The following is an 11,050-nucleotide window of genomic DNA, read 5'->3' on the forward strand; positions in this document are numbered from 1 at the left end:
CCATGTCGCAGGCAACTCTACTTCTTGAGAACAGCACCAACGGGCCGGATGGCGTGGCCATGTTCCAGGCCTGGCGTGATGCGCTGCACAGCGGCCATCGTGGCGGCACGCGGCCGGCTTACATCGCGGCCGGTGGAATGTGGGTCAAGGAGGTCAGCGGCACCCTCTGGGAAGTGTACTTGGCTGGCGATGATGCCGATGGTGTGCATGACGCCTTGCTGGCGACGTTCAACCCAACCACGGGCGCGATCTCCTTCACCGATGGCACGGCGGCGGCGATCCTGACCAAGCTGCTGACGGTCGACGGCCCTGGCAGCAACCTCGATGCCGACAAGCTGGATGGCATGCAGGGCGCGGCTTTCGTGCAGGTGGGCGAATTCCATCTGCCGGTTCCGGCTGGATCGCTGATCCCTGCGGCGACCAATGGCGCGGCGCCGACGCCGGTTGAGACGACAACCAACAAGAACAACTACTCCTATTTGTCATTCCCGGATGGGTCCACGACATACGCGCATTTCGATTTGCCGATCATGAAGTCCTGGAACCCGACTGCGCCCATTGGCGTCGAGTTCTGGTTTAACAGCGCGGCGACTGGCGCCGTGCGCTGGGCGGCCGAGGCCGTATCCATCGGCAGCGGTGATAACCCGGATGCTGCCTATGGAACGCAAGTTGCGGTTGATGCCGCCTTCGGCACGGCCAATCGCCTTGTGCGGTCCAGCCGCATCGACATCACGCCGGCCGGCGCGGGCGTGAGCGAGCTGATCCAGATCCGCTTCGCCCGCCTGGGCGGTCATGCAAACGACACCAATACCGGCGCGGCGCTTCTCAAGGCAGTTCGTCTCACCCTGGGTACTGCTGCACCGAACGACGCTTAAGGGGAGGCGGCCATGCTCATCGCGGCCTCGGCGGGCATCATATGCCCGCGTCGTAGTGTTGTCTTAAATCTCACGATCAGCAGCAACCTCGATAACTTCCACTGGTATAACGCGCTGATCGCTGCGGGTTGGAACGGCGTCACGCCGGTAGAATCCTTTGTCAACGTCACCGGCACGGCACTGATCGGGTCCACGTCCACCAGTCTCTACGCCTTCCGCACTGGCTCAGGTTTTCCTTTAGGCAGCAAGCTGAAGCTGAAGACGGCATCCGGCGTAAAGATCATGGGGCGTGGCGGTGCCTCGGGTGGTGCGCTTGGCGGGCCGGCCCTTCTGGCGGAGGCGAGTTTTGACTTCGAGAACCTCGGCACTGTCGCTGGTGCCGGTAACGGCGGTGCCAATGGCAGCAATGCTTCCGGTGGCCACATGCAGTACAGCCCGAAGGACGGCTGCGGCATCATTTCAGGAACCGTCTGTACTGCATTCGGTGGCGCGGGCGGTACAGGTGCGGGTTCACAGAACGGTGGGACGCCAACGTCCGGCGCAGGCGGATCGAGTTGTGGCAGCAACAACGGCCCGCCTGAAAACCCCAGTCAGTGCGTTGGTGTCGCAACAGGCAGCACCGGTCTGTCCGGACGTGCCCTCGGCGATGCCGCTGCCATCGTCGGAAATTCCTTCATCAACTACTTGGCAACGGGAACGCGCATCGGCGCGATCACATAAGGAGACACCATGTCCGATCTTTTCAAGATCATCGGGGAGGCGACCGGCAAGCAGTCTGCGGTCGGCGACGACGGCCAGCGCTGGGATGGATTGCTGGTCCGGTTCTGGCTGGACGGCATGCCCGAGATATGCACCGAGCCGGTTTTCGTTCGCGTGTTTTCGGCTGATCCCGAACATGTCGAGCTTCGGATCAAGGCCGAGGCGGCGCGCTATGAGCAGGACTTCGCCATCCGGCGTGAAGCGATCCTGGCTACGCCGCTCGATACCGAGCTGGATGCCTTCATCGGCATGACTGTCGAGAAAGCGGATTGCTGCGCCGATTGCGTGCGGCGGCAATACGGCATGCTGCCGCCGCTGCCTCCGGGTGAGCAGCATGGTGAGGGCGCGCCCGAGGAAACCCAGGGGGAGGACGCCTGATGCTGGACCGCAAGATCAGCGCCCTCAGCCCGGTCGGCATGGTGCTGTATGACTTCACCCTGTCGAAGGGGGAGTTCCAGGCCGTCACCTTCGATCATGACACGCCTCGCATCGCCGTGCGGGGCCTGTCGGTCTACCTGGAGGGCCATTTCGTCGTCTACAACGCGTCCGGGCGGGTGATCTCGGTTCGCAACGTCGGCGATGTCAGCTCGGAACAGTTCGATGTTCCAGCCGGCCTGTATCGTATCACAGCCGAGGAAGAGGGCAGCAAATACGTCTGCGTCTATCCTGCGGCCGGCAAGGAGCCGTGCCAGCATTCCGTGGTGCGCTGCGCCGCTGGCGAAACCTTCATCGTCCCGCAGGGCAAGCTGTATCTGCACCTGGCCGGCCAGGTGCAGATCGCCGGCAAGGACCGGCCGCTCAAATCCTATGTCAACGCCGTCTCCGACGATCTGCTGGCCGATGTGTCAGCGGATGCGCTCGGCCTGTTGCTGTGGAGGTAATCATGATCAGCACCAAGTTCAAATCGCACCACACCGGCCTTGCTCAGGGCCTGTCCTTTCTCTTCATGGTCTATGCGCTGGTCATCCTGAATGGCGGCAGCCCCTGGATGTGGCTGTGGTTCACGCCCTGGGTCATCTGCCATTTCATCGGCACGGGCACCGGCAGCATCGGGTCGCACAAGCTGTTCTCTCATCTGAACTGGTCGCCGTCCGATAAGGTGGCGAAGGTGCTGGCCTACATCACCTGTCTGCTGAATATCGGCTCGCCGGCCGGGTGGAAGGGCGGGCATAGCGAGCATCACACCCATGCCGATACGCCGCTCGATCCTCATAACGCTGGCAGCATCCTGGGGCTGCTCCTAGGCCGGTATGTCATCCATGCCAGCTATGACAAGGCCAGCATGGAAGAGATCCTCGAAGCCTTCCCGTGGATGGGCCGCCTGCACCGGCTGGGCTGGCGCGTATCGCTGTCCTATGCCGCAGGGCTGCTGGCGGTCGACGGGTTGGCGGCGACCTTCGGGCTTCAGACCTACTTCTTCGTCTTCTGCTACAGCGCGCCGCTGTTCACGGCCCTGCAGGCTGGCGCAATTCATAACGTGCTGTCCCACCAGTTCGGCAAGGGCGCGCGTGATATGCCGGAGATGTTCGACTATCCGCCGATCTTCGCGCTGGCGGTGATCGTGGTCGCCGTCTGGACCGGCGATGTGGTCTGGCTGAACGGCTTGGTGCTGTTCCTGCTGTTCTGGCAGCCCACCGAGTGGCCGCATGGTTCGCACCACGAAAGCCCCGGTGAGCCGAATATGGCGTACAAGTATCGCTGGCGGCCAGACATGGGTTATCAGGTCATGAAGCTCCTGGACCCGAAGCTGTCATGAGCGGGCTTCTTGAGCAGCTGGTCGGCCAGCCCCACCTGAAACTGGCTGACCAGTTCGATCCGGCGCCGTTTGTCGAGGAACTGGCCGAGGTCGATGACTTCATCTCGTTCCAGCTCCGCATGGTCCCCGAGAGCGAACGGAACGTCTATGACGGCATCTGGATGGGCCGCGCGCTGCTGAACTTCACGGGCGACAGCCGGGAAGGGATGCACACCCATACGCCTGAGGAAAGCCAGGAACTGGCAAAGATCGGCCTTCGTCCGACCGAACTGGCGGCGCGCATGCCCAAGCTGATGGAGGCGATCCATTCCATCGGGCCACACAGCCATATCGTGCGGTTGATGCGCGTGACGGCCGGCAAGGACATGCGCTGGCACCAGCATATCGAGACCTACAAGCAGCCGCAGTCTCTGATGACCGCGCATCTTCCGATCCTGATGCCGGCTGACTTCCGGTTCCGGGTGGTGCATGAGCGGTATTACGACAAGGCCGCGCGGACGGTGGATGAAAGCAAGGTGATCGATGCCTGGTATGCGCCGGGCAGCGTGCACGTCTTTAATTCCTTCCATCCCCATCAGGTGGTCAATCCGTCTGATCAGCCGCGTGTCTCGGTGATGATGTTCCTGCCGCTGCAGGAGCGGATCTTCTACAAGAAGATCAAGCGGGCATCCGACGCCTATCAGGGGCCGCTGCTGTGAACGACGCCCTGGAGGCGGTGATCGACATTCCCCATTTGCCGCTCGGGCCGGTGGGTGACCTGCAGGTCATGCTGGGTGAGCTGGCGCAGGTTGGCGAGTGGATCACTCGGAAGACCAATGCCCCGGATGCCGCCACCCGCGACATGTATGACGGCATATGGGAAGGCCGCAGCATCTTCAGCTATACCCACGACAGCCGCGAGGGCGTGGGCAACTTCACCAAGCAGCAGCGCCTGGCGCTGCCGGGCCGGCCGCGCGTCACGGATCTTGGCGAGACGATGCCCGAGATTGTCGGAGCCATCCGCCACTTGGGCGGCGGTCGCCTGCCTGCGCGCATTATGCGCATCCGGCCTGGTGGTTCACTGCCGTGGCATAACCATACGGATCTGGTCAATCCGCAGCCCATCGACACGCTGACCCTGCATCTGCCGCTGATCATGCCGGCTGGCTTCCGTTTCCGCGTCGTGCATGCCGATTACCTGAGCGATCGGCTGAACGTCCACGGCAACATCATCGGCGGCCGGGTGACTGACGAGAGCAAGGTTTTCAACGCGCGGTACGAGCCCGGCTGCGCCTATGTCTTCAACCACCACCACCAGCACACGGTCGAGAACCCGAGCAACGAGGACCGCGTGTCTCTCATGATCGATGTATCCCTCCGCACGCCACGGGTCTACGAGCTGGTCTCGAAGGCGATAGCCCAGTATCGCGGCCCACTGATCAGCCAATAGTCGGCGGTCATCGTCTTTTTCATTTCAACCGGGGGGGTGCCATGATCGAGAAGATCGGTGGTTGGTGGAGCGCGGCCGAAACCAAGGTCGCATTGCTGTTCGCGTCGATTGCGCTCGGCCGCATGCTGTATGTCCTCGATCAGGTCAACCAGGGCAAGCGTCGCATCGAGCTGCGGCTGTTCGTCTATGAGAGCATGATGGTGGTGGCGGTTTACGTGCTGACCATCGGCCTGCGGTCCGGCCTGCTGCATTTCAACATCAAGATCGATGAAGACTTGACGCTCTGCCTGGGCCTGATCCTCGGCTGGCTTGGGCTCAAGGGGCTTCAGTATTGGATCGGCCGCGTCGTGCTGCGGCGCGATCTGGCCGAAGCCGCGAAAACCATCACGAAATCCTGACATCGAGAAAGGGGAAGGGTATGCGCACCAATGCAGGCGGCCTCGCCATTATCCATGAAACCGAACAGGGTCCGGGCGGCGGGCCGGCGCTGGTTGCCTATCGTTGCCCGGCTGGCAAATGGACCATCGGCTGGGGCGATACTGGCCCGGACGTGGTACAGGGCATGCGCATCTCGCACAAGCAGGCGGATGAGCGGCTTGACCGGCGCCTGCGCAAGTTCGAGGCGGCGGTAGAGCGTGTCTGCGTTCTGCCGCCGACCGAGAACGAGTTCAGCGCCATGGTGTCGCTGGCCTACAACATCGGCGCCGGCGCGTTCGGCCGGAGCAGCGTGCTGAAATTCCATAATCAGGGTGAAAGCGCCAAGGCGGCCGAGAGCTTCATGATGTGGAACAAGGCAACCGGCGATGACGGCGTCAAGCGTGAGCTTAAGGGGCTGACGCGCCGCCGCAGCCAAGAGAGTGCGCTGTATCTCACGCCGACGTCGCAGCAGCAGTCAGCCGATCCGCAGCGCACACGGGCGTCTGACGTCGAGGCGAGCCCGGCTGGTCCGTCGTCGTCCTCGGCCGTGGACAAGGCCCTGGCTATCGGCGGTGGTGTCGCGGCGGCCGCGACCGCCAGCAGCCAGGTGATCGCGCAAGCCGAGCCGGTCTGGTCGGGTCTGCAGAAGGCGGCGGGACCCATGACGCCCCATGTGCTGCTGGCGTTGATCGGTCTGATCGCCATCGGTGCCATCTGCGCCACTGTCATGATGGTGCTCAAGGCGCGCCGGCAGGCCGCGTCATGATCCCGCTTCCGGCGCTGGGTCTTCGCGGCTGGATTATCATCGGACTGCTTATCGCCCTGGCTGGCGCGTCAGGGATTGCGGCCTGGAAGGACCGGCAGAACGGCCGTCTCCACGAGGAGATCGGCGAGCAGGCTGAGACGATCCGGGGCAAGGATAAGGAAATCAGCGGCCTCAATGCCCAGCTGCTGGATGAACGGGGCGAGCGGCTCCAGGACCGCGCCTATGCGGCCCTGAACGCCGCCAACTACCGTAAGGCCATCACCCAAGCCGGTGTGCTGCAGCAGCAGCTCGACACCCTGAAAGGACAGATCCGTGCGAAACCCATCTCACCGGCTGTGGAGGCCGCTTGTCCTGATGCTCTCGACGGCTTCAATGCTCTGCTTGACGGCGTGCGCGACGTCATCGAGCGGGCCGGCGCCCGTCCTGAAAGCCCTGGACCGGATCGAGCTGGAGCCGATCCCGCTCTGCGACAAGCCGGCATTGCCGCCACGCGGTGAAGGCTGGAACTCGCTGGATGCGGTGCGCCTCGCCTTTGTCGACATCGTCGGCTGGGGTGCATGTAGCGCCGACCGGCAAGCCATTATGAATGAAGGCCTGGAGGCTCGGCGCCAGGCCCGCACGGACGCATCGCGATGAAACGGATCGAGCCCCTGTCAGCAGCTAAGAAGCGTGAAATCTGGAAGGCCCCGGAAAGTAATGCAGGGCTCGGCTGGACAACTGGATCGGGGGCTGTTTTCGGCGAGGGCGATGGCTCGAGATATTTTTACGAGTCTGACGAACCGCTGGCGGTCGATGACTATCTGGCCGGTGGCCGCCGTCGCCGACGCTAGTCCCGATTTTTCCCTCGACCGCGACAAGGGACAACGGCTGGCGCGGCGGCCACTGCTGAAAGGTAAGACTATGCATGATGCTAAGGGCCGTCCGCTTAAGGTGGGCGATACTGTACTGATTCCGGTGAAAATCACCCATCTTTCACCGATGGAAGATTACTGCAATGTCAGCGCTGAAAGCGTTTTCGGCCGTCGGCCGGACGGCGCCAAGGAAAACTTCGGTGCGATCAACACGGCCGTGATGCTGCGTGCGGAAGACGGTGACGAAAACGATCTGGGGCACGACGCCCTGCATCCGGCGTCGTAACCGCATTTCTGAATCCTCCCACCAGGGGGTGGGCTGGCCGCCGGCCGAGTAGGCGGCATCTTGCTGAAGCCTCGGCTTCGGCATGGCGAGACGGACAACTTGACCCCGCTCTGTCGGCCTCGGCCGGCAGGGCGGGGCTTTTTTGCGTTTATGGGGTATGGTGTGGCGGATTAGGAGGCTTCGATGGGTCAGGGCGAAAATACTGCAGAGATCTGCATGGGGTGGTGGGCCTGTCTGGATGTCGAAATCCAGGCGGCGCTGATTGGCGCGGCGGTCACTGCGGCCATCGGCATCATCGGCTTCTGCATGATCGTCTGGCAAATCCGCGAGCAAGCCAGAAAGACAATCAAGTCTGATGTCTACAAGGCTATAGTCACCGCAAGTGTCCCGGCCTTTGAGGCGTACTCAGCGTTGTCTAACTATGTCTCGCGTATCGAATGGGATCTGGCCCTGCATCGACGGATGCTCGCCGACAAACTCCCGTGGAATCCTACTGAAACCCGCATCGATCCTCTAATGGAGAAGCGGGCGGCGTTCACGGCGAAAGTCATCGATTTGATGGGCGTACTTGAGCGATGGCAGATCATAGAACCCAAGACTGATATGTTTCGCCTTGGGTTGCATGATGGGCTTCAAGAGCTGACCCATTATTGGGACCCTTACTTTGACCTTGTGATCAGGATGCTGCCGCGCGGCGATGGTAAGGGCTGGCTTCTTCCACCCGAGAAGCTCCACACGGATTTTAACGGCCGCAGCAGCAAGCTCTCGATGCAACTGGCAGCCTTTGCCGGCATCCTTATGGATATCGACAACGAGATGCAGACGCTATTGCTCGGTGACTTGTTCGGGAATGAAGCGAAGCGGCGCGAACCGCCTATTGCTGACGTTCTGGTACTGCGGCTGGATCGCTACAAAGATGTCATGGCAACGCTCAAGGCCCGAGAGGCAGAGCGGCAACGCCGGACCAAGCCCCTATAGCGAACGGCGTTCGCCCGCGTATGTGCCGATGGCAAGCGTCATCGCTCCACGCAAAAGCCTTAATGGCTTGATGGAAAAGGAAAAATAATCGGTTTTGTCACAGGCAGCCGGACGAATAGGGCTTGCCGTGTTCCGGTCGCGTTCCCTATGTATGGCCGAAACCAGGGTGACGTCAAATGATTCCGGCCAGCTGCAGCTCCCTCTCCTTATCTTCCTATGCCCGCATCCCTGCCGGCTTCCCGTCGCCGGCCGCCGATCATGAGGAGGAGCGCCTGGATCTGGCGACCCTGCTGGTGCGGCATCCGGCCGCCACCTTCGCCATGCGGGTTTCGGGAGATTCGATGCGCGGATTTCGCATCCATGACGGCGACGTGGTGCTGGTCGACCGCAGCATCAAGCCGGTGGACGGCAAGATCGTCGCCGCCAGCGTCGACGGCGAGATCACGCTCAAGCGGTTTCGCCGGCGCGGCATGCGCGTTTGGCTGGAGGCGGGCAATCCGGCTTATCCCGATATCGAGATCAGCGAGGATGCCGAGCTGGTGGTGTTTGGTGTCGTCACGTCCGCCACCTCACTGTTCGGGTGGTGAGCATGTTCGCGCTGGTCGACGGCAACAACTTCTATGTCAGTTGCGAGCGGGTCTTCGCGCCGCAGTACGAAGGCCGGCCGGTGGTGGTGCTGAGCAACAACGATGGCTGCTTCGTCTCGCGTTCGGCCGAGGCCAAGGCGCTCGGCATTCCGATGGGCGCGCCGCTGTTCGAGTGGAAGGATCTGATTGCGCGTGAGCGGGTCAAGGTCTTCAGCAGCAACTATCGGCTCTATGCGGATATGTCGGCGCGCGTTGTCGACGTGCTGGCGCAGTTCGCGCCGCTTGAAGTCTATTCTATTGATGAATCCTTTCTGGATCTGGACGCCGCGGATCCTGGTGATCGCATCCAGTTGGGCCATGAGATGCGCCGCCGCGTGCGGCGCTGGACCGGCATTCCTACCTGCGTCGGCATTGGCCCGACGAAGACGCTCGCCAAGCTTGCCAACCACGCGGCGAAGAAGCGGCTGGAATGTGCAGGCGTTTGCGATCTCTCCGACCGATCGCTCCGCCGTCATGTGATGGCTGGCATCGAGGTTGGCGAGGCCTGGGGCATCGGCCGGCGCTCGGCCGCTAAGCTGCAGGCCATTGGCGTGACGACGGTGGCGCAGCTTGCCGCCCTCGATCCACGCCAGGCGCGCGCGCTGCTGACGGTGACGGGCGAGCGCATCGTCCAGGAGCTGAACGGCCGTCAGTGCCTTCAGATCGAGGAGGTTGCGCCAGCGCGCCAGGCTACGGCTGTCACCCGCAGCTTCTCTGAGCCGGTGACGGAGCTGGAGCCGCTCTGCCAGGCGGTGGCGTCCTTCGCGGCGCGCGCGGCCGAGAAGCTGCGCGATCATGGGCAAGAGGCCGGCGTGCTGCAGGTCTTCTTCCACTCCAGCCCGTTTCGGGCGCGGGAAGGCAAGGAACCCTGGATCTCGCGCAGCGCCTCTCACAGCTTCGCCCAGCCAACCAGCGACACCCTGCAGATGGTCTCGGCCGCCGTGAGCCTGGTGCGCCGGCTGTATCGGCCAGGCTACCGCCTGAGCAAGGCTGGCGTGATGGCGCTGGATCTCGCGCCGGCCGGCGCGGGCATGCGGGATCTGTTCGAGCATGCCCAGGGATCTCGGCGGGCCGAATTGATGGCTGCCCTTGATGCGATCAACGGGCGGCATGGGCGCGGTGCCATCCGGCCTGCGGCGGCCGGCGTGCCTCGGCCGGGTGCGAACGGCGTTCGCTGGCAGATGCGGCAGCAGCAGCTGTCGCCGTCCTACACCACGCGGCTGTCGGATATTGTCACCGCGAAAGCGTGAGCTTGGTGGCCGTCAGCGCAGTCAAGAAGTTTTATCTCGATGGCCGTAGGGCAACTGTGGGCCGAGGACGAACCGAAACTCAAGACCGCCAGTAAACCCTGCTTCTAGTTGAGGCAAGATAGCAGTCCATTTATACAGAAAGCCTTCCTCATCTTCGTGCTCAAGGGTGAGGGTCTGATTTAGAACCTCACCAAAAGCAATATCTGAGGCGTTAATATAGACGACGCCCTCTTTGCGTTTATCCTTGCGCCATTCTTCGTCGCTAGTTGCTAAGCGGTAAAATACGTTCTTGCTCATGCAACTACTCCCTCACGTAGACAGTAGAGACGGATCGCACGGGCAGAGCGGGGCATCGCCGCCAAGCAGCTTGGCCTTGCCGTCGCATTGAAGATCGAAAGCCATATCGTAGGCCGGATTCATGAAGCACATATCGCTCATATAGATGGCGATGGGGTGCTTGCCGGCCTTGAGCGCGTCTTCGAGCTGCTTCTCATCCTCAAGGTAAACAATCTCTCGGCCGTCAGTTGTGCGCCATCGATCCCCGCAAGGCTGTGTCGTCCATTTGTAGCCCCGTTCGGCGTCCAGGCGCGCCATGCCAAGGGAGCTGGAGATCAGGAAGAGGGCTGGGCAGGGTTGGGGGGCGTCAATCATAAAAAATCCTCTGAGGTTGACCTTTAACTCTCAAGCGAAAGGGCGGCAAGAAGCTTAGGTTGTGACCCCTCTTGCGGTTTTGCAAATCGGCGAAAACCCATGGTGTTTCTATGGGCATCGGCGTAGGGGAAATTGCAAAACCTCTTTGAAATATTTCAGCTATCACACAGTTGTGGCTCTGGGGGTCGCGGGTTCAAGTCCCGTTCCTCGCCCCATAGAATTCGATGGCCGGTCAATAGCTTAGCTGTTGGCCGGCCGTTTTCGTTTCAGGGGCCGGCTATTCGTCCTCGCATCCCTGCCGTCTGCTTCCGGTGGCATTGCGAGTCTCCGGTGCGGTGGCAGAAATATGTGTGGCAGGTGTCAATACCCTCTATGCGCTATGAAGGTTATGTGAACTCGCCCATCG

General features: G+C 62.1%; 16 protein-coding genes. 14 read left to right on the plus strand and 2 right to left on the minus strand.

Translation table 11 applies throughout. The features are described from left to right. Positions 1 to 2: 2 nt before the first annotated feature. The 14 genes from AC1RRE_RS09275 to AC1RRE_RS09340 all read left to right on the plus strand — a co-directional run bounded on the left by AC1RRE_RS09275 (position 3) and on the right by AC1RRE_RS09340 (position 9,993). Positions 3 to 875, plus strand: a complete 873-nt coding sequence (locus AC1RRE_RS09275; RefSeq protein WP_492980842.1) for a hypothetical protein — start codon at positions 3 to 5, stop codon at positions 873 to 875. Positions 876 to 887: 12 nt separating this feature from the next. Next, on the plus strand, positions 888 to 1,595 hold the full coding sequence (locus tag AC1RRE_RS09280; protein WP_492980843.1) for a hypothetical protein: 708 nt from the start codon (positions 888 to 890) through the stop codon (positions 1,593 to 1,595). Between the two features lie 9 nt (positions 1,596 to 1,604). Next, a complete protein-coding gene (locus tag AC1RRE_RS09285; RefSeq protein ID WP_492980844.1) occupies positions 1,605 to 2,012 on the plus strand; it encodes a hypothetical protein in 408 nt (135 codons plus the stop codon). Then, positions 2,012 to 2,515 carry a hypothetical protein gene (locus tag AC1RRE_RS09290; protein WP_492980845.1) on the plus strand — a complete coding sequence of 168 codons (504 nt, stop codon included), beginning with the start codon at positions 2,012 to 2,014 and terminating at the stop codon, positions 2,513 to 2,515. The genes AC1RRE_RS09285 and AC1RRE_RS09290 overlap by 1 nt, the downstream gene beginning before the upstream one ends. 2 nt (positions 2,516 to 2,517) lie before the next feature. Next, positions 2,518 to 3,390, plus strand: a complete 873-nt coding sequence (locus AC1RRE_RS09295; RefSeq protein ID WP_492980846.1) for a hypothetical protein — start codon at positions 2,518 to 2,520, stop codon at positions 3,388 to 3,390. Next, entirely contained in the window at positions 3,387 to 4,088 is a 702-nt protein-coding gene (locus AC1RRE_RS09300) for an aspartyl/asparaginyl beta-hydroxylase domain-containing protein (RefSeq protein ID WP_492980847.1), read from the plus strand. The genes AC1RRE_RS09295 and AC1RRE_RS09300 overlap by 4 nt, the downstream gene beginning before the upstream one ends. Next, entirely contained in the window at positions 4,085 to 4,819 is a 735-nt protein-coding gene (locus tag AC1RRE_RS09305) for a hypothetical protein (RefSeq protein WP_492980848.1), read from the plus strand. Before AC1RRE_RS09300 ends, AC1RRE_RS09305 begins: the two co-directional genes overlap by 4 nt. Before the next feature lie 41 nt (positions 4,820 to 4,860). Then, entirely contained in the window at positions 4,861 to 5,217 is a 357-nt protein-coding gene (locus AC1RRE_RS09310) for a hypothetical protein (protein ID WP_492980849.1), read from the plus strand. A gap of 20 nt (positions 5,218 to 5,237) precedes the next feature. Beyond that, complete coding sequence (locus tag AC1RRE_RS09315) at positions 5,238 to 6,002, plus strand: lysozyme (RefSeq protein ID WP_492980850.1); 765 nt, start codon at positions 5,238 to 5,240, stop codon at positions 6,000 to 6,002. Further along, on the plus strand, positions 5,999 to 6,499 hold the full coding sequence (locus AC1RRE_RS09320; protein WP_492980851.1) for a hypothetical protein: 501 nt from the start codon (positions 5,999 to 6,001) through the stop codon (positions 6,497 to 6,499). Before AC1RRE_RS09315 ends, AC1RRE_RS09320 begins: the two co-directional genes overlap by 4 nt. A gap of 250 nt (positions 6,500 to 6,749) precedes the next feature. Continuing rightward, a complete protein-coding gene (locus AC1RRE_RS09325) occupies positions 6,750 to 7,139 on the plus strand; it encodes a hypothetical protein (RefSeq protein WP_492980852.1) in 390 nt (129 codons plus the stop codon). A 183-nt stretch (positions 7,140 to 7,322) separates the two neighbouring features. Beyond that, positions 7,323 to 8,117, plus strand: coding sequence for a hypothetical protein (locus AC1RRE_RS09330; RefSeq protein ID WP_492980853.1), 795 nt, complete (start codon positions 7,323 to 7,325; stop codon positions 8,115 to 8,117). A 176-nt stretch (positions 8,118 to 8,293) separates the two neighbouring features. Beyond that, complete coding sequence (locus AC1RRE_RS09335) at positions 8,294 to 8,704, plus strand: LexA family protein (RefSeq protein WP_492980854.1); 411 nt, start codon at positions 8,294 to 8,296, stop codon at positions 8,702 to 8,704. 2 nt (positions 8,705 to 8,706) lie between these two features. Continuing rightward, entirely contained in the window at positions 8,707 to 9,993 is a 1,287-nt protein-coding gene (locus AC1RRE_RS09340; protein WP_492981346.1) for a Y-family DNA polymerase, read from the plus strand. A gap of 21 nt (positions 9,994 to 10,014) precedes the next feature. On the opposite strand, the gene AC1RRE_RS09345 is transcribed toward AC1RRE_RS09340, so the two are convergent. Continuing rightward, positions 10,015 to 10,290 (minus strand): hypothetical protein, encoded by a 276-nt coding sequence (locus AC1RRE_RS09345; RefSeq protein ID WP_492980855.1) that lies wholly within the window; start codon positions 10,288 to 10,290, stop codon positions 10,015 to 10,017. Between the two features lie 12 nt (positions 10,291 to 10,302). After that, on the minus strand, positions 10,303 to 10,644 hold the full coding sequence (locus AC1RRE_RS09350; protein ID WP_492980856.1) for a hypothetical protein: 342 nt from the start codon (positions 10,642 to 10,644) through the stop codon (positions 10,303 to 10,305). Positions 10,645 to 11,050: the final 406 nt, after the last annotated feature.

The sequence above is a fragment of the Ferrovibrio sp. GW821-FHT12D07 genome, from assembly GCF_058807275.1.